The sequence below is a fragment of the Aquimarina aquimarini genome (genome assembly GCF_900299535.1).
GTDB lineage: Bacteria > Bacteroidota > Bacteroidia > Flavobacteriales > Flavobacteriaceae > Aquimarina > Aquimarina aquimarini.
Genome location: NZ_OMKE01000049.1, coordinates 19145 through 44552, shown reverse-complemented (window position 1 = coordinate 44552; position 25408 = coordinate 19145). Strand labels below are relative to the sequence as shown.

General features: G+C 31.9%; 25 protein-coding genes. 14 read left to right on the top strand and 11 right to left on the bottom strand.

The window, feature by feature from the left end; genetic code table 11:
* The first annotated feature begins 17 nt into the window (after positions 1-17).
* Together DG508_RS17850 and DG508_RS17845 are read left to right on the top strand one after the other, a co-directional pair.
* Positions 18-650 carry a carbonic anhydrase family protein gene (locus tag DG508_RS17850; RefSeq protein WP_108869447.1) on the top strand — a complete coding sequence of 211 codons (633 nt, stop codon included), beginning with the start codon at positions 18-20 and terminating at the stop codon, positions 648-650.
* A 347-nt stretch (positions 651-997) separates the two neighbouring features.
* On the top strand, positions 998-2866 hold the full coding sequence (locus DG508_RS17845) for a SulP family inorganic anion transporter (protein WP_108869446.1): 1869 nt from the start codon (positions 998-1000) through the stop codon (positions 2864-2866).
* Between the two features lie 55 nt (positions 2867-2921).
* On the opposite strand, the gene DG508_RS17840 is transcribed toward DG508_RS17845, so the two are convergent.
* Complete coding sequence (locus tag DG508_RS17840; protein WP_108869445.1) at positions 2922-3434, bottom strand: CvpA family protein; 513 nt, start codon at positions 3432-3434, stop codon at positions 2922-2924.
* A gap of 175 nt (positions 3435-3609) precedes the next feature.
* Here DG508_RS17840 and DG508_RS17835 point away from each other — a divergent pair, with 175 nt between their 5' ends.
* The gene (locus DG508_RS17835) at positions 3610-3852 is read left to right on the top strand and encodes a hypothetical protein (protein ID WP_108869444.1); all 243 of its coding nucleotides are present in this window, start codon (positions 3610-3612) and stop codon (positions 3850-3852) included.
* A gap of 11 nt (positions 3853-3863) precedes the next feature.
* The gene (locus DG508_RS17830; protein ID WP_108869443.1) at positions 3864-4139 is read left to right on the top strand and encodes a hypothetical protein; all 276 of its coding nucleotides are present in this window, start codon (positions 3864-3866) and stop codon (positions 4137-4139) included.
* A 12-nt stretch (positions 4140-4151) separates the two neighbouring features.
* On the opposite strand, the gene DG508_RS17825 is transcribed toward DG508_RS17830, so the two are convergent.
* The 3 genes from DG508_RS17825 to DG508_RS17815 form a co-directional block, all read right to left on the bottom strand.
* Complete coding sequence (locus tag DG508_RS17825) at positions 4152-6707, bottom strand: carboxypeptidase-like regulatory domain-containing protein (RefSeq protein ID WP_108869442.1); 2556 nt, start codon at positions 6705-6707, stop codon at positions 4152-4154.
* Positions 6708-6783: 76 nt separating this feature from the next.
* The gene (locus DG508_RS17820) at positions 6784-7686 is read right to left on the bottom strand and encodes a FecR family protein (RefSeq protein WP_108869441.1); all 903 of its coding nucleotides are present in this window, start codon (positions 7684-7686) and stop codon (positions 6784-6786) included.
* A 58-nt stretch (positions 7687-7744) separates the two neighbouring features.
* Positions 7745-8257 (bottom strand): RNA polymerase sigma factor, encoded by a 513-nt coding sequence (locus tag DG508_RS17815; protein WP_108869440.1) that lies wholly within the window; start codon positions 8255-8257, stop codon positions 7745-7747.
* A gap of 75 nt (positions 8258-8332) precedes the next feature.
* On the opposite strand from DG508_RS17815, the gene DG508_RS17810 reads away from it, so the two are divergent.
* From DG508_RS17810 to DG508_RS17780, 7 genes are all read left to right on the top strand, one after another.
* The gene (locus DG508_RS17810; RefSeq protein ID WP_108869439.1) at positions 8333-9925 is read left to right on the top strand and encodes a 7TM domain-containing protein; all 1593 of its coding nucleotides are present in this window, start codon (positions 8333-8335) and stop codon (positions 9923-9925) included.
* Between the two features lie 70 nt (positions 9926-9995).
* Positions 9996-10874, top strand: a complete 879-nt coding sequence (locus DG508_RS17805; protein WP_108869438.1) for a sugar-transfer associated ATP-grasp domain-containing protein — start codon at positions 9996-9998, stop codon at positions 10872-10874.
* Positions 10875-10971: 97 nt separating this feature from the next.
* Positions 10972-12105, top strand: a complete 1134-nt coding sequence (locus DG508_RS17800) for a hypothetical protein (protein ID WP_108869437.1) — start codon at positions 10972-10974, stop codon at positions 12103-12105.
* 210 nt (positions 12106-12315) lie between these two features.
* Complete coding sequence (locus tag DG508_RS17795; protein WP_103863816.1) at positions 12316-12672, top strand: hypothetical protein; 357 nt, start codon at positions 12316-12318, stop codon at positions 12670-12672.
* A 370-nt stretch (positions 12673-13042) separates the two neighbouring features.
* Positions 13043-14062 carry a phenylalanine--tRNA ligase subunit alpha gene (pheS, locus tag DG508_RS17790; RefSeq protein WP_108869436.1) on the top strand — a complete coding sequence of 340 codons (1020 nt, stop codon included), beginning with the start codon at positions 13043-13045 and terminating at the stop codon, positions 14060-14062.
* A gap of 7 nt (positions 14063-14069) precedes the next feature.
* Entirely contained in the window at positions 14070-14465 is a 396-nt protein-coding gene (locus DG508_RS17785; RefSeq protein WP_108869435.1) for a hypothetical protein, read from the top strand.
* Between the two features lie 313 nt (positions 14466-14778).
* Positions 14779-15264: a lipocalin family protein gene (locus tag DG508_RS17780; protein WP_159090913.1), complete on the top strand. Its 486-nt coding sequence runs from the start codon at positions 14779-14781 to the stop codon at positions 15262-15264.
* A gap of 68 nt (positions 15265-15332) precedes the next feature.
* Here DG508_RS17780 and DG508_RS17775 read toward each other — a convergent pair whose 3' ends face one another.
* Positions 15333-16448: a DNA alkylation repair protein gene (locus DG508_RS17775; protein WP_108869433.1), complete on the bottom strand. Its 1116-nt coding sequence runs from the start codon at positions 16446-16448 to the stop codon at positions 15333-15335.
* Positions 16449-16684: 236 nt separating this feature from the next.
* Positions 16685-16837: a hypothetical protein gene (locus DG508_RS21115; RefSeq protein WP_159090912.1), complete on the bottom strand. Its 153-nt coding sequence runs from the start codon at positions 16835-16837 to the stop codon at positions 16685-16687.
* A gap of 296 nt (positions 16838-17133) precedes the next feature.
* Between DG508_RS21115 and DG508_RS17770 the strand changes: the two genes are divergently transcribed.
* On the top strand, positions 17134-17358 hold the full coding sequence (locus DG508_RS17770) for a helix-turn-helix domain-containing protein (RefSeq protein WP_108869432.1): 225 nt from the start codon (positions 17134-17136) through the stop codon (positions 17356-17358).
* Positions 17359-18275: 917 nt separating this feature from the next.
* Here the strand turns inward: DG508_RS17770 and trpS are convergent.
* Complete coding sequence (gene trpS / locus DG508_RS17765; protein WP_108869431.1) at positions 18276-19244, bottom strand: tryptophan--tRNA ligase; 969 nt, start codon at positions 19242-19244, stop codon at positions 18276-18278.
* Positions 19245-19318: 74 nt separating this feature from the next.
* Here trpS and DG508_RS17760 point away from each other — a divergent pair, with 74 nt between their 5' ends.
* Entirely contained in the window at positions 19319-20062 is a 744-nt protein-coding gene (locus DG508_RS17760; protein WP_108869430.1) for a lysophospholipid acyltransferase family protein, read from the top strand.
* A 95-nt stretch (positions 20063-20157) separates the two neighbouring features.
* Here DG508_RS17760 and DG508_RS17755 read toward each other — a convergent pair whose 3' ends face one another.
* The 4 genes from DG508_RS17755 to recA all read right to left on the bottom strand — a co-directional run bounded on the left by DG508_RS17755 (position 20158) and on the right by recA (position 23848).
* A complete protein-coding gene (locus tag DG508_RS17755) occupies positions 20158-21720 on the bottom strand; it encodes an outer membrane beta-barrel protein (RefSeq protein ID WP_159090911.1) in 1563 nt (520 codons plus the stop codon).
* Positions 21721-21722: 2 nt separating this feature from the next.
* Positions 21723-22268, bottom strand: coding sequence for an RNA polymerase sigma factor (locus tag DG508_RS17750; RefSeq protein ID WP_108869428.1), 546 nt, complete (start codon positions 22266-22268; stop codon positions 21723-21725).
* A gap of 25 nt (positions 22269-22293) precedes the next feature.
* Positions 22294-22704 (bottom strand): hypothetical protein, encoded by a 411-nt coding sequence (locus DG508_RS17745; RefSeq protein ID WP_103863826.1) that lies wholly within the window; start codon positions 22702-22704, stop codon positions 22294-22296.
* A gap of 136 nt (positions 22705-22840) precedes the next feature.
* Positions 22841-23848 carry a recombinase RecA gene (gene recA, locus DG508_RS17740; protein WP_108869540.1) on the bottom strand — a complete coding sequence of 336 codons (1008 nt, stop codon included), beginning with the start codon at positions 23846-23848 and terminating at the stop codon, positions 22841-22843.
* Positions 23849-24362: 514 nt separating this feature from the next.
* Between recA and trhO the strand changes: the two genes are divergently transcribed.
* Positions 24363-25394, top strand: coding sequence for an oxygen-dependent tRNA uridine(34) hydroxylase TrhO (gene trhO / locus DG508_RS17735; RefSeq protein ID WP_108869427.1), 1032 nt, complete (start codon positions 24363-24365; stop codon positions 25392-25394).
* Positions 25395-25408: the final 14 nt, after the last annotated feature.

Here is a 25408-nt window from a genome sequence, read left to right as displayed (position 1 = left end):
AATAAAACTTAACACATATGAAAGCTTATACTAAAGAGACGCAAGCGTTAATAACGCCAAAAAAAGCTATAGAATTATTAAAAGAAGGAAACATTAGGTTTCAGAATAAAATGGGATCTGATAGAGATTTATTGGAGCAAATGTCTGATACTAAAAGTGGTCAATTTCCTTTTGCAACAATTTTAAGTTGTATAGACTCTAGAGTATCTTCTGAACTGATTTTTGATCAGGGAATAGGAGATATATTTAGTGCAAGAGTCGCAGGTAATTTTGTAAACGAAGATATTCTTGGTAGTATGGAATTTGCTTGTAAACTTGCAGGAACAAAATTGGTTTTAGTTTTAGGACATACAAGTTGTGGTGCAGTAAAAGGAGCTTGTGATGATGCAAAATTAGGAAACCTTACAGCACTTATTAGCAGAATTAAACCTGCGGTTAATGCTGTTACTCAACCTGCTGATGCATCTTTAAGAACGTCAAAAAATATAGACTTTGTTAATGAAGTAGCTGTAAAAAATGTTCAAATGACAATTGATAATATTAGAAAAGATAGTGAAGTACTTCGTGAGATGGAAAGTAATGATGAAATAATGATTGTTGGAGGAATGTACGATATAAGCAACGGTAAAGTAACCTTTTTTGAATCTTAATTAAGGTTAAACACTTTTTAAAAAAGAGAGTTAATGTGTAATAGCGTTAGCTCTTTTTTTATATTTGTTTCCTAGAATACCATTTCTTAAATGAAATTACCTTCTAAAATTGTTTCTTTTACCCCAGGCTTCAAAATAAAATACGTAGATAGTGATGCTATCTCTGAATTTTCTTTTTTTGCTTGAACCAAAAGTAATTTAATGTAGATTAAGGTCATTTTAAATAAGAATAGGGTAAGAAGAAAAACTATAGTATTCAGAAAATATTTTTGTAAAAAGGTTTAGTATCAACCAAAAGTGATTTTTTGAATGTTTCTATTATAACGAATTAATAAAAATACACACAAATGAAAGCTTTTTTTAGTAATTTCAAAGGAGATGTTTTTGGAGGATTAACTTCAGGAATAGTAGCGCTTCCTTTAGCATTGGCATTTGGGGTCTCTTCTGGTTTAGGGCCCAGTGCTGGATTGTATGGAGCAATTTTTATTAGTTTTTTTGCAGCATTGTTTGGGGGAACAGATACGCAGATTTCTGGTCCAACTGCGCCAATGACAGCTGTAAGTATGTTACTTGTTGCTGGTGTAATAGGAGCAAATGATGGAAGCGTTGAGAAAGCATTGCCAATTATCCTTATTGTGTTTTTGATGGCAGGGTTAATGCAAATTGGTCTTGGAGCAATAGGAATAGGAAAATATATTAGATATATCCCATATCCAGTAGTATCTGGTTTTATGACAGCTATTGGAGTTATGATTTTAATAACGCAATTTTTACCTGCGTTAGGGTATTACCCAAAAGAAGATACCGATTTTGTTGAAAAATTTAAACCACAGGCTGAAGAGGTGATTTTGAATAAAATACTAAAAGAGGAAGCAGGTGAAGGGATACTGGTGCTAGAAAACTTTAAAGAAACAATAAAAAGAGCAGAGATAATTTCTGAGGATGAGATTTCCCTCGAAGCAATCACTTTAGCAAGTAATGAAGCTTCTGGAGTTGTTGGAGCAATCAAAAGTCTACCTAGAGCATTATCAAATGTTAATTATCTAGAACTAATATTATGTGTTGTAACCATAATATTGGTTTATGGGTTTAAAAAAATTACTACAGCGATACCAAGTACTTTGGTATCATTAATAATAGTTTCTGGAGTGGCCTATGGCTTTGACCTGAAATATAAACTAATAGAAGAGATTCCTACAGGCTTTCCAGTTCCTAATCTGTCAATTTTCTCCGAATTCAAAATAGAAGCAATAACCCCTTATATTTTTACAGCTTTATCTCTTGCATTTTTAGGAGCGATTGACTCTTTGCTGACTTCTGTGGTTGCGGATAATATGACCAAAACAAAGCACAAGCCTAATAAAGAATTAATGGGGCAAGGAATAGGGAATAGTATTGCGGCAATATTTGGTGGGATTCCAGGAGCTGGAGCCACGATTAGAACCGTAGTTAATATTAATGCAGGAGGAAAAACCAGATTGTCTGGAATGATTGCTGCAATAATATTACTGATTATACTATTAGCACTGGGACCAGTGGCATCAAAAATACCTGCTGCTGTTCTAGCTGGTATATTGATTACAGTAGGTATTGGGGTAATGGATTACAGAGGACTTAAAGCTGTGCCTCATATGCCAAGAATAGAAGTTGGTATAATGGTTATTGTTCTGGTATTATCTGTTTTTTGGAACCTGGTATATGCAGTAGGTGTTGGTTTAATTATTGCTTCTGTGATATTCATGAAAAAAATGGGTGATGTAACAGCAAGCCAATCAAAGATAGAATCTTTGAAAGGGACTGAATATGATAATGATGAAAAACCATGGAAAGATGAAAAGAATTTAACTACAGAACTTAAAAAAGAAATATTTGTAAAGCACCTTAATGGCCCTGTTTTTTTTGGAGCCACCAGTGAACTCCAGCGACTTGCTACACAAATACCAGAGTCTGCATCTCATGTGATTTTGAGAATGGATAGAGTACCCTATATGGATCAGTCAGGAGTGTATACATTAGAAGATATTATCTTGAACCTAGAAAAAAAGGGAGTAAAACCTTATATAGTAGGAATTCAAAAACAACCTTTATATCTAGCTAAGAATACGGGTATTATTCCTGATCTTATACCAGAAGAAAGTGTATTTGAAGATTTTGACCCTTGTATTAATTATTTAAGAAACCTTGTGAAAGATACAGACACTAGTGATACAATCTAAGTACTTGTATAATTGGTTACAGCGTGAAATAAAATTTCTTAGATAATTTAAAAAATTATGCTTCGTTTTCAGAAGCATTAGTGCCTTCCTTTTTTAGTATGCTGGGCAATACAGATGGAGCTAGTTTTCTGATAGGAGGATATAATAAAGAAGAGTTAAGAGTATCTTCTTTGATTATTGTTATATTTCGGTTTAAGGCATCTATAAAGATGATGATAACGCTGGCTATAAATGCCATTTTTAATACCCCAAAAGCACCACCAAGTATCTTGTTTAAAATGCCTAGTGCAGCATAATCTGCAACTTTGGTAAGTATTTTTCCTGCTAAAGATACTAGTATAACAACTATAATAAATGTGAGAGCAAAAGCTACCAATTTAGTAGTGCCTTGTTGCCAATCTACATATTGCTCAAGATATTCCCCTGAGATATGTGAAAAATGAACTGCAATATATATACCTACTACTAGTGCAACCAAAGAGGCTAAAGAAGAAAAGAATCCTTTGCTAAATCCTTTTATGAGTCCCCATAGTAAGAAAATACCTAGAATAATATCAATATAGTTCATTGAATAATGATTAAATAATAAGATTCAAATATAATTCTTTCTAGTCATACGCACGTGTTCTATTTTATTTTGTCGATTGTAAGAGGTTTTTTGAATTTTAGAAGTAATTGTATAGTGTGGTATATTGTTAAAAATAATTATATATATTTAACATTAAATATATATAATATATACAATGAGGAAAATAATTGATATTGATAAGAATCTAGTTCCAAAACTCAAGTTGATAGCAGCAATAGAAGGGATTAGCGTAAAAAAAACGATGGAGAATGCTATTGGTTGGTATATTGAACAAAAGCAAAATGAACAATTAAATGCAATGTCTTTGGATCAAAAGGAAGATTTAGGGTTGTTGCTTTTAATGCAAAAAGCAGACGCAACATTAACTATTGATGAGGATGAGTTGTTTAATTCCTAAAGTAGTATAAAATGGTATTGAAAGCTTCTATACAGTTCAAATTGGATTTAAAGGCAATTAAAGACGTTTCTTTACACGAAAAGATTAAAGAGGTGTTATTGTCTATAAAAGTTGCCAAAAGTATTAATGAAGTATCTTTTTTAAGGAAAATAAGAGGTAATGATAATGCGTATAAGATGAGTGTTGGATTTTATTATTTAGTAGGCATTATGACATCAGAAAAAGAACTAACACTGATGCGGTTATTACATCGTGATGAGATAATGCATATTATAAAGAATGATTAAAATATTTTGAACTTAAAAATAAATTCTAAAAACAGCATTAGGGGTAATACCCAATGATTTTTGTTGCAACTTTTCTAGTTCTAAATCTCCCGTTGTTATATTGTCATCTAATCGATAACTTACAGCAATAGGTACTTGACGATTGTATATGTTTTGTATAGAAGCGCCTAACTGACCTCTCCAGCTACCAGACGTACTAATATTAAATCTATAAATGGCAGATATGTCCATTCTATGATATTCAGGTAAGCGTTTTGCATTGGCATTCTCAAAAACGATTTCTTCATTGATAAGGTTAGCATCTGTAAAGGGAGCACCAGATCGCCATAACCATCCTAAAGAAAATTCCCAATTATTAATTGTATAGGTGTTAGAAATCCTAAAATTATGAGTGATATCATTATTTCCAGAGAATGAGCCTCTCTGTATTTCGGGAAACGTATACTTTACATCATTAAAAGTATATCCAACCCAAGTTCTAAAATTTTTCAATTTCTTTTTTAATAAAACATCTACGCCTAGAATTTCACTTTCTCCTGTAGATAATTCACTATTGATGGTGTTAAATCCACTAGTAATAGATGTCAACCCATCAATGTTTTTATAATATCCGTCAATTTCAAAGTTCCAACCTTTTTTAGAAAATAAAATTCCTCCAGAGAATTGAGTACTCTCTAATACAGGAATGTTTTCATTGGCATGTATCCAAAGATTATTCTCTAATCGAAGCTGAGTATCTTCAAATTCTACCAATTGACTTATAGGTTGATATCGAAGCTCGCCTGTTGCTTTTATTCTAAGAAAGCGGGTGATAGGATATTCTATATTTGCTCTAGGTTCTATATAAACCTTATCCACCACAGAATATGAGGATGATCTAATCCCTAAGTTGATAAAGCTTTTGTTTTTTGGAGAAAACTTATAGTTGGCATAAAGTGTATTTGCTTTGTTTTTTACATTGTCAGATTCATCTATTGGGTTTTCAAATTCACCTTCTCTTGTAACGGTATAAACAACATCTGTACTAGAGAACTGATACCCTAACATAAATGAGTTTTTAGAATCTAGATCGTATGTAATATTAAAATCAGCACCAATGTCTTTTACTGTATTTTTTCTAACAGATCGTTCTTCTATCTCTAATTCTTGTCTTTCTGTAAATAAATAGTCAGAATCAAACTTAGAATAATATGCTTTTAAGTGATGATGCAAGTTATTCATTTTGGTTCCTTGCCAAGAAATACTACCTCCTTCATTCTTAATTTCTAAGTCATCAGTGATGAGATCTTCTTCATTATTAACTTCGAATGTAAGATTATTGTCTGTAAGGATACCGCTAATTAGTATTTTATCATTATCAGAGGCATCAATAATAAGTTTGGCGCTGGTATCGTAAAAAAAGAAGTTATTTTTTGCAATACTTTCTTCATCTTCCTCCTCTTCATCTTCTTCTGTAGGAATTTGATTTGGATTCTCTGCTATTTTTGTGTTTTGAAATACTTTTTCTGAAAGAGCTTTGTAAGTAGGGGTCTCAAAACTATCAGTATATGATCGTCTTCCAGAAAGAACGAGTCCAAGGGCTTTTCCAACAGGAACTTTTATAAACATATCTGCATGAGTACCATTAATTCCAGCACCACCATTAAATTTTTCAGGGACTTCTTCTTCACTAGAAATATCAATAACACCAGATACTCGGTCCCCATATTTTGGGTCAGCACCTCCTTTGAATATTTTAGCGCTTTTAATTACATTGGGATTAAAAGCAGAAAACATTCCAAAAAAATGTCCAGTATTATACATTTTTATGTTATCCCAAAGAACTAGGTTTTGATCAGGAGATCCTCCACGAATTTGTATACCAGAAGCAGTTTCATCGGGGCTATTTATTCCTGGAATAAGTTGAACACTCTGTAAGATATCAGGTTCACTTTGCCCAGGTAATATACCAAGTTCATCATTAGAAATTGTAAGAGACCCATCGATATTTTTGTCGATTCCTGTAGTAATATACTCTACAATAAGTACCTCTCCCAAAGAAGTACTCTCAGTAAGTAGGGGAATTCTAGGGCAGGTTGATGTGGTAAAAGAAGCAGCGTCTAGTATCTTGGTTTTATATCCTACGTATTGTATAGAGATAGATTCATTCTTGCCAATCATTCCTAATTGAAAAAAACCATCATCATTAGTAATAGTTCCTGTTTTGGTACTTTCAATAGTTATTGTAGCATAGGGTAGAGGAGAATTGGTGGATGCATCGAATAAGTACCCGCAAACTTCAATTTGATTGTTTTCTGGACTTACAATTACCTGCCTATCGGATATTTTTTTAAAATTAAGATGAGTCAATGTTTTTAAAGTAATCAAAATCTCATCCAAAGGAGTGTCTTTTATTACTAGAGTGATGATTTTATTTTTTACTGTCTCATTGCTAAACGAAAAAATAAGATCGTATGATTCTGACAACTCATTAAGGACTTGTTGTAAAGGGGTTTCTTTATAATTTTTAATGATTTGTGCTTGTAAAGAAAAAGTACAAAAAAGTAATAATAGTAAAATTTTCTTCATAGTATATTAGTGGCTTTAGGGGGCTTCTAAAACTTTGAGATTCTTGGATTATTGCCTAAAAGCATGTGTTTTTAACTTATTGGGTAGAGAGTGAAATATTGGAACCGTTTACAACATAGCCAACTCCCATAGGTACAAGAACAGATTCTAGTGCAATAGTGAGGTCTTGATAGTTAAATCCTCCTGTGAATAATTGCTTTTGATCAATTTGATTTCGTTTGAAAACGACTTTGTATTGTCTCTCTAATTCATCCAATACATTTTTTAGAGGAACACTATTAAAAATACTTTCTCCTTTTTTCCACATAGGCTCATCTCCAGAAACAGTTTCCTCGATAAGTTGATTGTTTTTTAAGAAAACACCTTCTCCTTTTTGTAAAACCTTTTGTTGATTATCATGAGTAGATACTTTTACTTTTCCTTCATAACAATCTACAATAAATTCATTTGTTCTGTCCTTTATGTTAAATTGAGTTCCTAATACTTCAATTTTACCCAATTTTGTAGTGACTGTAAAAGTGGCTCCAGAGGAGACTTTAAAATGGGCTTCTCCCAGCAAATTTATTTTTCTGTTGCTAGACCAAAAAAAGCGTTGATGTGTTAGTGTAGAAGAGGCATTAAGATCAACAGCACTACCATCAGGCAAGACTACTGCCAATTGTTCTCCTTGATTAGTTGTATAGGTTACTTTATTAAAGAAGATGCCAATAATCAAAATAATAGAGGCAGCAGCTGCAATAGTATATACAACAGGTTTTAGATTAATAACTTTTGCTTCTTTGGGCCGGTAAATTTTACCTAAGGTGGTTGCTAGAGATGGCTGTACATCAAAAGGCGGTGCTTTGAAATAAGTTAAACCATCTACAATTTTTTTATATTCTTTATACTCAGGAAGTTGTTTTAATTCCTCTAATTCCTCAGAACTAAGGTCATCATTTAACCACTTTGCTAAGTATGTATTTTCTTTATCGTTAAGCATAATTTCTACCTTAATATCAGAAGAATAACAGGTAAGATATAAAATACCCTACCAGATATTATATGTTTTTTACCAGTTTTCTTAATTGTTTTAATGCATTATGCATTCTTTTCTCTACTGCTTTTACAGAAATATCCAACATTTCGGCAATTTCATTATATGTTTTTTTGTCGATTCTATTGAGTAAAAAAACCTCTCTTTGGCCATCAGAAAGATCAGCAATTGCATTTTGTAACTTATCCATAAACTCTTTTTCTTCCATTACATAATCTGGAGATTCAATATTTTTATGTTTTTGAGGGATTTTTGAATATTCTAATCGAACTTTTTTATGAGCAACCTGATTAAGAAATAAATTGTTGGCTACAGTACATAAAAAACCTTTTGCTCTCTCTAGAATTACTTTTTTACAATTATCCCAAAGTTTTATAAATGCTTCTTGCATAACATCTTCTGCTTGGTCTCTGTCTCCACATTTATAGTAAATAAAATTTCTAACAGCCTCTGCATGTGTTTCGAATAATTCTGTGAAAACGGGTTGTTCACATACAGATTTTGAAGATTGCGACATATAAAAAGATTTTTTTTCTGATTTTGGGTAGGGTGAAATTATTTCTACTTGTTATTAATCCAAAAATAGCTGATTATGAATTTGAAACCAAATCTTAAAATCGCATTAATTATAATAACTATAATTGCACTAATTTCTATTGGGTTTAAAGCAAAGCCAATTCTTGGGAATTATGATGATTTTAATCCTGAAAAAGTCTATAAAATCACGTATAGATTTTTTTTTAAATCTGGTGACAAAAATACTACATTAAAAACATATATCCCCACTACCAATTCTAGGCAAAGAATATCTGGAGAGCAAATCAAAAATGATAGTTTGCTGTTTTTTACAAAGCAAAAAGAAAAACACCAGAATATAAGGGCCATCTGGGAGACCAATGATACAAATTCATATCATTCTATTGATTATGAGTTTATTTTTGAAGGAAAAGCTAAACACTATAAAATACCCAATACATTCAATAAATTATCAGAAGAATATGATGAATATCTCAAAGCTACCAATGATATTCAATCAAATGATTCAATAATCAATACATTGGCAAGTGGTCTAATCCAGAATACCAAAAATGATAGAGAAATCATAAAAAATATCTTTGATTATGTATATGAGATCCCTTCAGCACCAATCATTACATTAACAGATGCCTTGACAACAATCAAACAAAACAAAGCCTCTTGTAATGGAAAAAGTAGATTGTTTGTTGCCTTATGCAGAAATATGGGATACCCTGCCAGAGTAAAAGGCGGGATTATTGTAGAAAATGCAAATAAAAGAACATCGCATGCATGGGTAGAAGTATTGATTAATCAAACATGGGTTCCTTTTGATGGATTAAATAATCATTTTGCATTTATACCCGCTAATTATTTAGAATTATACCAAGGTGATAAGCCTTTGATAACCCATACAGCAGATATTCAATTCGATTATAGTTATCAGATAGATGAGGTAAATCACGTGTCTTTTCTAAAAATGAATTCAGAAGAGCTTCATAAACTACCTGGTTTCTCACTTTGGAACTTGGTAGATAAAAAAATTATACCAAAGGGAGCTCTTAACCTTCTATTGCTATTACCCATAGGAGGACTACTTGTTGCTTTTTTAAGAAATATAGTGGGATTGAAGACTTTTGGAGTGTTTCTGCCAGTATTGATCGCTTTTTCATTATCTCATACAGGATTTGTTTCTGGAATTGCAATTTTTGTGGGGCTTATTATGTTTATTGGATTGATCGCCTATCCTTTTGATAAGTTGCGATTGCTGTATACGCCAAAACTTGTTATATCATTAACCATCATGGTGTCTTTGATTGTAGTCGCTACTCATTTTGGAGTAAAAAATAATATAGAGTGGCTTACAAAACTCACTTTTTTTCCGATTATAATTTTAACCATTTCTGCTGAACGATTTTCTCGTTCTACGCTAGAGGATGGGTATATAAAAGCAATGGATAAATTGTTTCAAACACTAATTGCTACCTCAATTTCATACCTCATTTTATCCTGGACATGGTTGCCATCTGTATTGATTTTATTCCCAGAGATTGTTCTTTTGATAGTAGTACTAGCTACTTTCTTGGGTAGGTATATTGGGATTAGATGGATTGAGTTATTTCGATTTAAGCCATTATTTAATTCAGAAAATAAAAAATTAAATTTTTAGGTAGGGTATATACAAACTTACCTGTTTCTATAAAACAAAGAAAGAAAATAACTATTTAAAATATATAAATATGTTCTCGATAATTTTCAATAAGAAATCCATTGCAGCCTCCAGTGTGATCGGTTTGAATGAAAGAAACATAAAATTAATTTATCCTAATAATCCCAAGAAACACTACCCATTGGCAGATGATAAAGTGTTAACCAAAGAAATACTGCATCAAAACGATATTCCATGTGCAAAAACATATGCAGTGATAGAATACAATAGTGATATCAAAAAGGCATGGGAATCTTGTAAGCAATATAATGCAGTAGCTATAAAACCTGCAAATGGTTGTGGTGGTGGAGGTATTAAGATACTCAAGAAGAATAAAGAAGGAGACTGGATGAGTAGTGGAGAGGTGATAACAGATCGCCAAGTATTTCAGCATATGGCTTCTATCATTATGGGATTCTTTTCATTAGGCTCGCATGACAGAGTGTTAATTGAGGAATGTATAGAGCCACACCCTTTCTTTCATGAAATATACCCGCAGGGAGTACCTGATTTTAGAATTATCACTCTTAATAATACACCGTTAATGGGAATGTTGAGAATGCCAACAGATAGATCTGATGGCAAAGCCAATCTTCATCAAAACGGAGTTGGTATTGGTATTGATATGAAAGAAGGGAGGTTGCTAGAGGTTTATGATGGTAAAAAATACAGTAATCATCACCCAGATAGTACTTTTTTGGTTAATGGTGCCCCCATACCTTACTGGGAAGAAATTTTGGAAATATGTATTTCAACGGCAAAAGCATTTCCATTGAACTATCTGGGGATTGATATTGTAATTGACAAAAATAAAGGGCCGCAGATAATGGAAATCAATGTTCGTCCAGGATTAGGTATTCAATTGGTGAATAAAACAGGATTAAAAGAAGTGATAAAAGAAGCTATTTAAAAAACAACAAAAGAAGTAATTAAATAAACATTGTGAATATTTCAATAGGCATTGAAATGTATAGTTTACGTTGGATCAAATTAATAAAAAATAATAAATGAAGATAAGAAATATAATATCTATAGTGCTTGTGATGCTACTGTACTCTTTTAGTTTTTCGCAAAGTAAAAATACATTTAAGATTGGAACGCAAGCAGGATATGAATACAATTATTTCAAAAGCCCTAATGAGGTTAGAGTAGAAGGAAATGTACTAGTCAAAGAAGATCTGATTTCTAGTAGTTTCTATCAAGATATAGAAGCACATTATAAATACCGCTATAAGCAGAGAAAAAACAGGTTCAGATTATCAATAAATCCTTTCTCAAGGATATTTTATGAAAATGTTGATGATAGTTATTGGAGTTTGAATGCCGTTGCCAAATATGATTATAAATTCACTAGAAAAACAGCCTTTTTAGCAGAAGCTAGATTAAAAAGGATGAACCGAGAAGGGTTGGGAGGAAATCAAGATGTATTAATCAATCCTTTGGGATATACTAATTATGGAGCTACTCTAGGTTTTAAATTTCCACTCTTTAATGAAAATGAAACCACATTTGAAGGGTTTTATAATTTCAAAGATTTTGATGCTTTTGGCATTAGAGATTTACAATTTGATGAATATGGAGTTCAATTATCCAGTGTTCAATCTTTTGATATAAATAGATTAGAGCATAAATTAGGAGTAAGTGCCTTGGTGAAGAAACGTATGTATGATACGTTTAATGCTAGCGAAATCGATACAAACGGAGAGAGAGATTGGGATTATATAAAAGCAAATTTGTTTTATGAATTGCCCTTTAGCGAGCATTTTAAAATAAAACCCAATATTTTATATTATGCTAGAATTGATAACTCTGCAGGACGTTCAGGATTTAAACAATTTGGCCCTGGGTTGAATATGGCATATAAAAATAGAGGAACCAAAATAAGAACATCATTTTCTTATATCACAAGGAAATACGATGTTATTGAAGCTAGAAATACAGAAGAACGTATAGGTGAAAACCTGAAGTATAAATACGCGAATGTTCAAGCCAATTTTTCTCAAAAAATAGCAAACGACTTTTCAATAACGACAACATTGTACTCTAGAATAAGAAGTACAAACTATACTGACATAGATGCCAGATCTTTTAGAAATTATAGAAATCAATATGCTGGAGTAGGTATTTTATGGGAGTTGTAAGATTTCCCCCCTGATTTATTGTTAGTTTTCCTTGGTTAGGCGTTACTTTTTTAAGTAACGTCTAACCTTTTTTTACATAAAATTTATGTAAAAAGAATTGGTTGTAATGTTTTGTATGGCTGTTCATAATATAGTTTATCTTTGTTTCCATTGGGATAACATGTTCTGATAGATATAAATAATATTGTAGAAAGCTATTAAACTATAAGTATGGCCAGAGATGAGAAATTAAAAGAACGTTGGGAGGTTCTGGTAAAAAAACTTTCGGATCAATTTGCAGATGGAGAAGATTTGGATCTTGATGGGATTATATATTTGATTGGAGTTCAGGAGTTAGGTCAATTACATAGAGATTTTAAAAAAGACGAAAAATTAGATTTGATGCATATTGCAATTTGTCGTCTTCTAGAACCATATGGATATTATGAATTTGATTATTTTGACAATGAGGGGTGGCCTCATTATAAGGTCAAAGAGCAGTTGCCAAGCCTGAAAGCTGGAGAGCAATCTGTTTTGATGAAAGAAGCGATAGTAAGTTACTTTTTGTCAAGTAGATATATAGAATAACTATCTGTTAATGTGGTTTTAATAATGAACTCATCTTGACTTTTTATTTTTAACCGAAAATGAATTGAAATTTGATCAGATGAGGCACTTTTTGAAAGCCATAGCAACGCTACGGGTAAGAAAAGTAACGAAATATGAGTGAATTTCAGCCATTTTTTAGGAAATAGAAAAAGTCAAGATGAGTTCAATAATAGAATCAACACAAGAGTTGCTTGGTACATGATATAATTAAAGAGGTAAATAGAGCAAATCTCATAAATATAGACTGAAAACCTTCAGGAAATAAATATAGCGAGCTTGTTTTGTATGTGAATGTACTATTCCATTAACCTAAATTACTTAAATTTGCCGTTCTATTAAGAAAATTGCGATGATTGATAAGATAAAAGAGTATATAGAAGAAGTAGATGCATTCAAAGCCAAAACCAAAGAAGATGTAGAGGCTTTTAGGATTAAGTTTTCAGGTAAAAAAGGGTTAATTAATGAGTTTTTTTCAGAATTCAGAAATATAGCCAATGACCAGAAAAAAGAATTCGGGCAAGCTATAAACGCTCTTAAGATAGCTGCAGAAACTAAGGTCAAGAGTCTCAAAGATGAGTTAGAATCTAAAGACGAAGAAAAAGGCCTTTATGGTGATTTAACTAGACCGTCAGAACCTATTACTTTGGGGTCTAGACATCCTATTTCTTTAGTAAAAAATCAAATAATTGATATCTTTTCTCGTATAGGATTTAATGTAAGTGAAGGTCCAGAAGTAGAAGATGACTGGCATAATTTTACTGCACTAAATTTACCTGAATATCATCCTGCTAGAGATATGCAGGATACATTTTTTATTCAAACAAATCCTGATGTCCTATTGCGCACACATACCTCATCGGTACAAGTACGTTATATGGAAAACAATAAGCCGCCAATACGTACAATTTCTCCAGGAAGAGTATATCGTAATGAAGCGATTTCTGCGAGATCTCACTGCTTTTTTCATCAAGTAGAAGGACTGTATATAGATAAAGATGTTTCTTTTGCAGATCTCAAACAAACCTTGCAATATTTTACTACAGAAATGTTTGGTAAATCTAAGATCAGGCTACGGCCATCTTATTTTCCGTTTACAGAACCAAGTGCAGAAGTAGATGTATATTGGGGATTAGAAACAGAAACAGATTACAAAATGACAAAAGGCACAGGGTGGTTAGAAATTATGGGATGTGGTATGGTAGATCCTAATGTTCTTAAAAACTGTGATATTGATCCTGAAGAATATAGTGGTTTTGCCTTTGGAATGGGGATTGATCGTATTGCACTTTTGTTATATGGAGTATCTGATATTCGTATGCTTAGTGAAAATGATGTACGTTTCTTAGAGCAATTTAAAGCTTCACTATAATTTTTGTATGAAAAAAGATATTCATATACCTACCGTAGAAGAAGTTTACATTGCTATAATCAAAGAATGGGACGAAGAATTTTTGGCGCAGAACTGGAATTCATATATTATTAATGATAAGGATACTCCTATAGAGATGGTTTTGGTAGTAACAAAAGGGTATGATGAAGATAGAAAAACCTCATTGTTACGTCATGGTATCGGAACAGTTCCTGCTAAGTCTTCTGCCAAAATAGAAATGATTCAAGAGGCATTGTTAGGTATGAATAATGAATTTGTAGTTACATTTTTTGCAGACAGTAAATTGTATGATAAGAAATATTTGTTTAGGAAACATACTATAAATGAAAATGCTTTTCAAGATCTACCAGTAATGAACCAACGTGGAGTATTGGTAAAATAAGCTACATTTAATTTTGACCGAACGTACATTTTTTAATGTATCTCATTAATGCTCATTTATGAAAGGTTACTTCTTTTTTAAACTTTTCATTATACCTATATATGTTTAATTTCAATACTTTTCTTGTGTGCTTGAAAAAAATGCTGACATAAGAGTCTTGTTGTTAGTTTTTTAGTGTTTTCTGTAAATAATTTGGATGTAAAAAACATCGATTAAACGCAGTATTTTTCGATTAAATACATTTTAAGCAGTTAAATATTTGTTAATTACAAGTGTTTTTATGATTTTTGTATTGTAATCAGAAATGCAATATATGAAGAGACTATTACCCGTGTGTATACTATTGTTGACAGGGTTTGTGTTGATGATATTTTCTTGTAAAAGGATTGATCCTGATGCTTCTAGTGTCTTACTTATAGGGAAATGGAAACTAAAACAGCAGTTTAGTAGTGAAGGTAAGAATACGGATTTTGAGGAGTTCCCTCTTTCTTCTTGTGAGAAAATGACAACTTTAGAAATAGCAATAGATGGTAGTTTTGTAGAAAAAAGCTATTACGAAGATTTTGGTACAGGAGGAGAGTGTTTAAAAGATACTGAAGAAACTTTAGGTAATTGGAAAAAAGAACCAGATGGAACTATTAATTTTATTTATAGTCAAAAGAGTGTTTTGTTATTTACCAAATCAGACGTTGTTCTCAAAAATGGACATTTAGTGATTACCATAGCTTATGATGATCCAGATTTAGGACATGAAACTACTCTTCAGTTTATTTATACCAAAGTAGAAGAGTACGAATAGAGATTCTGAATAAAAGAGTCATTTGCCTTTTTTTTAATATAAAAAAGATGTGTTTTTAGCGTTCTTGTCTAAGGTTTTTTATCATCAAGTTTAAAAGCGTGTTTTTTAAATTCATTACCATTAATTATAATCGATAGTTGATGCAATCCTAAATGAAATTTTCTAGTAGTTATTATTTTAAATGACTGTTTTCTATAAATAGTTGTTATCGAATTTTTAGGATATGCTTTTTCACTTATTTTAAAAACTTTCTTAGATAAGTTTCCATTAGCTTTTTGATAATAAAGCCCATATTCTAGCCTTATCTTTGATGGTCGATTATCAGTATTATGTAATTCAAAAGTAAATTCCAATGTATTTCCGATCTGTACTATAGGAGTTAAAATTTTTAATTTTTTAATTTTAATCTTGTCATTAGCTCTAAAGCCAAACAAGGACATAATTTCTGGATTTCCTTGTTTCAAAAGCGTTCTACATCCATGCTTAACCAGCCAATCTATTTCTTTTGATTTGTCGATCCAATTTTTTGCAATATCGGTTACAACAGTAGGGTGATCTTTTGCAATATCATTTAGATTATTGGCAACACTTCTTCGTACCAATTCAGACTCGTCTTCTTTTAAATTTTTAAGAATAGGTAGGATTGGGGTAGGGTCTTTTTTTAAGAAAGGGAGTGCTATAGCCCAAGGTAAACGAGGTCTGCACCCCTCAGAAGATAATCTTCTTACCATATAGTGTGTATGCGTTGACCATTTTGTCATTTGTATGATACCTTTTTTGGGAAATTTGATAAGAAAAGGGCGAATGGCAAATTCACAACTGGTAAATTGTGTTATTTCTTCTATAGCTCGTATAGAAGTGTCATAATCATTAATTCCATAAAACTCGATAAAATCAGGAAAGAACATGTATTCCAAACTATTTTCCTTTATTCCTTCTTTTTGTAGTTGTTTGATTACGTTGAGCAACGTATCCACATTTTTTGAGTAATTAGGCTGTAAATGGCTTTGCAAAACGACTGTAATATGTCTCATGCGCTGTTTTAACTCTTTTTTCTCCCATTCGTTATCATAAATCTGTTTGATAAAAGAAGAGGTGTTAAAATAAGGAATCACTTTTTGAAGAACAGTTGTGAATTCTTCAAAAAATGCATGAGAGTAAATATGCTTGAGTAGTTCTGCCATAATGCTTTTTTAAATAACTATTAAAATTCGATCTAATAAAAGAGCAAAAATAAAATGCACTAGTGACAACAGTATGTCAGCTATATCAAAAAGAACAGTATTTGATAAATGTAAATTATGAAGATAAATAAAGTGTGCAGGCGTTTAGTGTAGTATATAATATTCCTTGTTATATAAGGTTTGTTATAAACTAATGACTCTATAGAATAAGGGCATAAAGATGTAAAAAGAAATTTTTAATGTTTCTTTTTTTTAGTAGTGCATTGTTTTTTTTGGTGTTGTTGTCTAAGAAGTTCTAGTGCCCATTTGTAATGTTGCCAAACCTCTTGTGTTACGCCATATTTACTTTTGTGATCCATCAATCGTTCATATAATTTTTCCTCTGTCATGACTATAGTTTTTTAGTTTATTCATTCATGTTTTGTCTCCTTTTGGGTATTAGTAGGTTTTAAATTTTCAAGTATGGTAATGAAATTACTTTGGTCTTCTTTACAAAATAAATGTTCTTCTTGATACGCCAACATATATTGGTACAACTCTTCTTTGGTCATAATATGATAATATCTTTAATAGCTAATATTAAATATATGCAATATAATGCACATTTCATATTGAAAATCAAATAATTGATAAAATATAGTGATTTAGCCTAATATTTCTAACAGGAAATTAGTCATTTTTGAGGATGGCTAAGGATGATAAATTCAAAGAAGCATTAGGCAATAGACTACGAAGTTTACGGCAAGACGCTGGGCTAACATTGGTGGAATTAGCCGAAAAATCCGGAGTAAGTTACCGAACAGTTTTTGATATTGAGAAAGCAAACACCAGACCTTCGGTTGAAGTAATCAGGTTGCTTTGTGGGGTACTAGAATATCCTCTTTCTGACTTTTTTAAATTCAAATATTAAGTAATCGTCACTAGTGCACTTTTTTTTTATTTTTTAGTGCAGTTTATTTTAACTATCAAATGTTTTAGGATTCTAAGGTAGGGTAAAAAACTAGATTGCCCCTACGGCTTTCCGTAGGGACTCTAAGAATTTTTTTTGTATGAGAGGGGTGCTATACGATGTAATCTTTATATTCTTTCTTGAGAACTACTGTTATTATTTGTAGATTGTTGTCTCAGGGTATCTATGGCCCAATGGTAATGTTGTAGTGTCTCTTGAGTAATACCGTGTTTACTTTTGTGTTTCATAAGTCTTTCGTATAATTTTTCCTCCGTCATCATAGTAGTTTTTTGTTTAAGTTTGCATATTCTTTTCTTTTATATCACTATCAGACTTTAAATTTTCTAACAATGTTATAAAATTGCTTTGATCGTTTTTTGTAAATAAATGTTCCTGTTGATAGGCTAACATATAATTGTATAATTCCTCTTTTGTCATCGTTCACAATGTATTAATGATGTTTGTACTTTTGATATAACATATCTACAATAAGCCCTAATATGTATGATTTGTTATATGCAAGCAGGGGTGATTTTTTTATTTTTTTTATTCAGAATATAATCTGTGTAAAAAAGTTTTTTCATAAATCTAAGTTACTAAGAAAATCGCAAAGTTGGTTACGGTAAACTAAGAGTCTTTTTAAGGTTTTTCTCTCATATTTTGACAATGAATAGCATTGCGTATTTAGTAAAAACAGCGCTTTTTTTAATGTATCTGTTAGATAATCAGTAGTGTAATAGATGATTTATTAAATAATGTGAAAGAAAAATGACATTTAGCTTTACAAAATGCTAAATGTCATTTGAAGAATAAAATCTCTCTTATTTTGTGAAATCTAGTGCAGTATCAATAGCAGCTAAGATGGTGCTTTGTTGAGACTAGTAACCGATTTTTTCTCGAACTCTAGCTAATACAGTATTTGCGACAGCAGTAGCTTTTTTTGCTCCAACAGCAAGAGCTTCGTCTATTTCATTAAGATTACTCATATAGTAATTGTAGCGTTCTCTCTCTGTAGCATATTTATCAATAAGTAGTTCAAAAAGAGCTTGTTTGGCGTGACCATATCCATAATTGCCTCCCAAGTAATTTTCGCGCATAGTTTTTTGTTGCTCTGTAGTTGCAATTAGTTTGTATAAAGCAAAAACATTACAGGTATCAGGGTTTTTAACACCTTCTAGAGGTATACTATCGGTTTCGATAGACATAATTTGTTTGCGTAATTTTTTGTCAGGCAAAAACAAATTGATAATATTTCCTTTAGATTTGCTCATTTTACTACCATCTGTTCCAGGAACATACATAGTTTCATTTTGTACTTGAGCTTCGGGTAATACAAATATTTCACCTACTAGATTATGTATTCTGGATGCCACATCCCTAGTCATTTCTAAATGTTGTAATTGGTCTTTTCCTACAGGAATAATCTCTGCATCATATAAAAGAATATCAGCAGCCATAAGCATAGGATATGTAAATAACCCAGAATTTACATCCTCTAGACGATCGGCCTTATCCTTAAAAGAATGTGCGAGTGTCAAACGTTGATACGGAAAAAAGCAGCTTAAATACCATGATAACTCTGTTACTTGAGGAATATCACTTTGTCTATAGAAAACAGTTTTTTCAATATCCAACCCAAAAGCTAACCATGCCGCAGCAGTAGAATAAGTGTTTTCTCGCAAAATAGTAGCCTCCTTAATCTGGGTAAGAGAGTGCATATTGGCAATAAATAAAAATGATTCGTTCTTGGGCTCATTAGCCATTTGAATTGCAGGGATGATTGCTCCTAATAGATTTCCTAAGTGTGGAGTGCCTGTACTCTGTATTCCTGTTAGAATTCTCGACATGGTAATTTTATAATTTGTTGGCAAAGGTAATTTTTTTGTTTACATAGCTCAAACCAATTGTGTATTTTTGAGAGATGCATATACTTAAAAAGATACTTATTCTATTATGGCGTATTTGGTTTTATATCCTTATGGGAGTTCCTATAATTATCATGTTTCCTCTATTGTTAGTATTTAGTTCAAGAGAAGAGTGGTATTCACAATTTTTTGTAGTTGCTAGATTTTGGGCAAAAATAGTATTGTATGGATCAGGATTTGTGCCAAGAGTTACTAAAGAAGTAGCACCCGATCGTAAGAAAAGTTATATGTTTGTAGCCAATCATACTTCTATGACAGACATCATGTTGATGTTGTATGCTGTCAAAAATCCCTTTGTCTTTGTGGGGAAAAAAGAACTGGCAAAGATTCCGATTTTTGGATTCTTTTATAAGCGCACATGTATATTGGTTGATCGTAGTAGTCAGCGTAGTAGAAAAGAAGTTTTTGATCGCGCACAAGCAAGACTACATACTGGCACTAGCATATGCATTTTTCCAGAAGGAGGCATACCTGATGATGAATCAGTAATTTTGGATGGGTTTAAGGATGGTGCTTTTAGATTGGCAATAGATCATCAGATTCCTATAGTGCCTTTGGTCTTTCTAGATAACAAAAAACGCTTTTCGTATACTTTTTTTAGTGGAAGCCCAGGGATTATGAGAGGTCGCGTATTAAAAGAAATTTCTACCAAAGGATTAACTCAAGATGATAAAAAAGAAGTAAAAGAAAATGTGCGTACACTTATTTTTAACGCTTTAAAAGAAGATTTGATATCATAAAAAAGTAAAGCCACCTCTCCCCAGAGATGGCTTTGTTCATCATTGCTTTTTGAATTGCAATAACTTTCCGAACCAACTAAAAATCGTTATGTTCTTTAAAATTTAATACTAACACCAGTATAAACACCAAAATAATAAGGCTTGAAATTGTTTGTGTTGGTATTAAATGTATTAAGCTGATATTTAAAAATAGGCTCGAGATTGATCTCTAGCTGCTTTGTTATTTTATAATCTATTCCTAATCCAATATTACCACTAAAACTTACTTCGTTAAGGTTATTGGCTTTGCCAATAGGAGTTTCAAAATCTCCAGCTTCTATTGAGATTTCATTGTCTTGTAAGAATAAAGTACTCATACCACCAATCATATTAATCCCAATTTTTTTGTTTACCAAAGCGTATTTCATTTCTAGTGGCACTTCGATATAGCCAATACTCTGATTAAGTAAGCCAATATTTTGAGTGGTATTGGTTGCGTTTCTTGTAACATCGGTAAATTCAGAGGTACCTACATTTCCAATATCAGAAACCAAAATTGCTTCTGATGAAGTGTTATAGTCAACACTTTCAAGATTTTGGTTTAAAGAAGCAGAAGGGGTAAAGCCAACATCTTCTGTGTGATAACTAAGGTCTACTTTGTTTACTCCTGATCGTATACTAAATCTTTTATTTATAGCATAGGCTACTTGTAGACCATAACTCATATTTACTTGTCCACTTTTGCTATTGTCTGCAAATTGAGAATCAATAGGTGATCCATTTCCTAAAGAGCTATAGTATACAGGAGCAATTGTAGGAGAGATATTCCATTTTCTTGTTGAGGTTGATTCCTCAACGATACCCTCTTTATTGTTTATTGCATCAAAAATCGATTTTTTATGGGCGTTAATGTCTTTATCCTTTTTGATATCTTCTGTTTTCTGATTACCCTTATCGCTTTCTGCTATACTTAGAGGGTCTGAAGTGTGTTTTTTGTAAGGTGTGTTGAGGAATGGTAGCTTTTTATTAGGGATTAAACTTTCGTTTTGTGGGTCAGAAATTGTGTTTTTTGCAATGTTATTCTTGCTTAAAATAGTGTCTGTTTTTTTGTGTAATAATGGTTGTTTCTTACTGTTGTTTACTGTTTTAGAGGATGCTTCCACGATTTGATTGTAAATAGCAGATGAAGAAGTAATAAGTTTATTCCTGTAATTCATAAGAGATTGCTCATCTGTAGCTTTTTTTGTAACCGCATTTTGATCAGAATCAGAAGATTTAATCGTGTAAGAATTTATAGTAGGATCATGACTTTGGTATTCATTTGTTGCTCCTTTGCTTGGAGTATTACTTTGTTCTTTTTTTGAATTTACGATATCATTCTTTTTGTGAACAGGTGAGTCATTGTGTAGATCTTGTTCTTTTTTTGTTTCATTTTTAGAATTGGCATTGGTAATTCTATTTTTTGGCTGTTGGCTATTATTTGCCATAAAAAAGCTACCACCAAATATAATGGCAACTAATGCTGCAACACCAGCAAATTTATACCAAAACGGGAGTAAGGCTCTTCTTTTTTTATTTTGATGAGCTTTTATTCTTTCCCATACTATTTCATCAGGAGTAACCTCAAAATCTTTAAGTTTTTCCTGAAATAAGCGGTCTATGTTTTTTTTATCATTCATCTTCATCCTTCAATTGATCGAACATAAAGTTCTTTGTTGGTTTGTAATTTTTCTTTCAAAATATTTCTTGCCCTAGCTAGGTTGGATTTTGATGTTCCTATAGATATATCAAGCATATTTGCAACTTCTTTGTGTGAGTATCCGTCTAGCACGTATAAGTTAAATACCAATCGATAACGATCAGGTAGTTGTTGTATTATTTTTAGTAGATAATCTAATGAGATTTGTTCTTCATCTACCTCTACTTCTACTTCTTCGATTTGTTCTTCATTGATAATATCAAAAACTCGTTGTTTTCGATATTTCTGTAATGCTGTATTGATTGTTATTCGTTTTATCCATCCTTCAAAAGAACCTTGGTTTTTATATTGGTTGATTTTATCAAAAATGGTAATAAAAGCATCTTGCAAGGTGTCTTCTGCACTAGAAGAATCATTAGAATATTTCAAACAAATCGAGAATAGTTTACTACTGTATAATCTATACAATTGCTCTTGCGCTTTGGCATTCTTTTTCTTACACTTATTTATAAGTTGGTCTAAGCCCACTAACAATTATTTTTTTTATTATTGATTATAATACAGGTACTTCTATGGTCAGAAATTGATTATCATCATTTTCATCCCGCCCTTGCCAAAACCTGAAAATATAAGAATCTTCTTCTCCTACAAGAAAATTAAAAGACTCAGAAACCAATTCTGTTTTTTCAGTACAATTCCCCTCGTCAATATAAACATTAATTGCGGTAACTGTACGTTCATTTCCTACGATAGAATATCTATAATCATAAAATGCATGACAATTAGATGGTCTTATGTATGTGGTAGTAATTTTCACGGTTTCTCCTCGGGTAAATTCATCAGGGATATCTACTTTTTCTATTGGTGTTAATTCATAGAAGAAAGTAGTTTCATTATCATCATCCAAACATCCAGTAAAGATGATAATAAGAAAAAACGCTAATACTGTTTTTAATTGTTTCATGTTTTGGGGTTTTGAAATCCTGATTAAATCTCTTTTGTAATATGTAGATGGTTTACTATAAATATGGTTGCTTCTAGGGTATAAAAAAATCCCGAAGTTTTTCGGGATTTTTTTATTTTATAGTAAAAAGATGTTTTTATTCTTTAGCAATTTTTATGGCTTCCTTGATTTTTTCTTCAAGTTCTTCCATCAGTTCGGGGTTATCATTCAGTAATGATTTTACAGCATCTCTACCTTGTCCAAGCTTAGTGTCTTGATAGCTAAACCAAGAACCACTTTTTTTGATGATCTCATAGTCAACACCAATATCAATAATTTCACCATTTTTAGAAATACCTTCTCCGTACATTATATCAAATTCAGCAGTTCTAAAAGGAGGAGCTACTTTGTTTTTTACAACCTTAACTCTGGTTTTGTTTCCTTTTACTTCACTGTTGCTGTCTTTTATCTGTGTAGAACGACGAATGTCTAAACGTACCGAAGCATAAAACTTCAAAGCATTACCCCCAGTAGTTGTTTCTGGGTTTCCAAACATTACTCCGATTTTTTCACGAAGTTGGTTGATAAATATTACGGTACAATTAGTTTTGCTGATAGAGCTAGTTAATTTTCGAAGTGCTTGAGACATTAATCTTGCATGAAGTCCCATTTTAGAATCTCCCATTTCGCCTTCAATTTCACTCTTAGGAGTTAAAGCGGCTACAGAGTCAACTACAATAATATCTATTGCTCCAGATCTAATTAGATTGTCTGCAATTTCTAGAGCTTGCTCACCATGATCAGGTTGAGAGATAATTAGATTATCTATATCTACACCTAGCTTTTCAGCATAAAAACGATCAAAAGCATGTTCAGCATCTATAAATGCGGCGATACCACCAGCTTTCTGTGCCTGTGCAATAGCATGTAGTGTAAGTGTTGTTTTACCAGAAGATTCAGGGCCGTAAATTTCAATAACCCTTCCTCTAGGGTATCCACCAACACCCATTGCCAAATCTAGGCCAAGAGATCCTGTAGAGATCACATCGACTTCTTGAACAGCACGATCCCCCATTTTCATTACAGTTCCTTTTCCGTAAGCTTTGTCTAATTTATCTAAGGTAAGCTTTAATGCTTTTAATTTTGCGTCTTTCTCTGTACTCATTTGTTGCTCAAATATATCGGGATTTGACATTGATAATAAACTTTTTGCTAAAATACTATTTCTTTTTATAGTTGTGACAGGGATTCTAAAATCGTTATTAACAACAAATCAGGAGTAGTTTTTGAATTAAAAAAAAGTAAAGCAGATTATTTTTTTAATTGTATAACGCAACCATTTTAATTTTTGGCATCTATTACTTAAAAGCAATTATGAACTTAATAATAAAAAGGAAGGTGTACAGATGAAATTCCTTAAGAAGGTCATAAATAATCTTGATGGCTATATGATTACCAAAATTAGTAGTTGTATGGTAGAAGGTGGCTAGCTTTCGTTATTATATTTTTTAATCGTTAAATTATTTAATAACGAATTAGCCCAAAAAATGCCTTGAAGCTTATTTCAAGGCATTTTTTATTTACGATAGCATCCTGTTTATGACCTTGCATATTATTGAACTATTTGTATTTTTGCAAAAAATAAATAATTTCTTTTTAACTTAAAACGTAAGTATAGCATGCAACTGTACAACAAATTAAGTGCAAAAGAAAGAGCAGCTCTTATTGATGAGGCCGGTGCTGACCGGCTTACGCTATCTTTCTATACATATGCACATATCGAAAACCCTCAGATTTTTAGAAACCACCTTTTTGTTCATTGGGACGAACTAGAAGTTCTAGGTAGGATTTATGTGGCCAAAGAAGGGATTAATGGTCAGTTATCTGTGCCAGCACCAAACTTTGAAGCCTTCAAGAAACATCTGGATAGTATTTCTTTTTTAGAAGGAATACGCCTTAATATTGCTAGAGAACAAGACACTAAATCTTTCTTAAAATTAAAAGTTAAAATACGTAATAAAATAGTAGCCGATGGGTTGAATGATGATACTTTTGATGTGACTGATAAAGGAGTACATGTCAATGCATCAAAATTTAATGAACTTATAGAGGATCCAGATACAGTGTTGGTAGATATGCGTAATCACTATGAGAGTGAGATAGGGCATTTTAAAGGAGCAGTTACACCAGACGTAGATACATTTAGAGATTCTCTAGATATCATAGAAGAAGATCTTAAAGATCATAAAGAAGATAAGAAATTAGTAATGTACTGCACAGGAGGAATACGTTGTGAAAAAGCAAGTGCATACTATAGACATAAAGGGTTTAAAAATGTGTTTCAATTAGAAGGAGGAATCATTGAATACGCAAGACAAGTAGAGGATCAAGGACTAGAAAATAAATTTTTAGGTAAAAATTTTGTTTTTGATCATAGAAGGGCAGAGCGTATATCAAATGATGTAATAGCTAATTGTCACCAGTGTGGAGCACCATGTGATACACATGTAAACTGTGCGAATGAAGCATGTCATCTGTTATTTATTCAGTGTAAGAAATGCGCAGCAAAATTTGAGAATTGTTGTTCTGCAGAATGTATGGAGGTAAATAGATTGCCAATAGAAGAACAAAAAGCATTAAGAAGAGGTAAAGGAAATAGTAATAAAATATTTAAAAAAGGCCGTTCTGAAGCGTTGAAATACAAAAAATAATTTTTGTAAAGTTA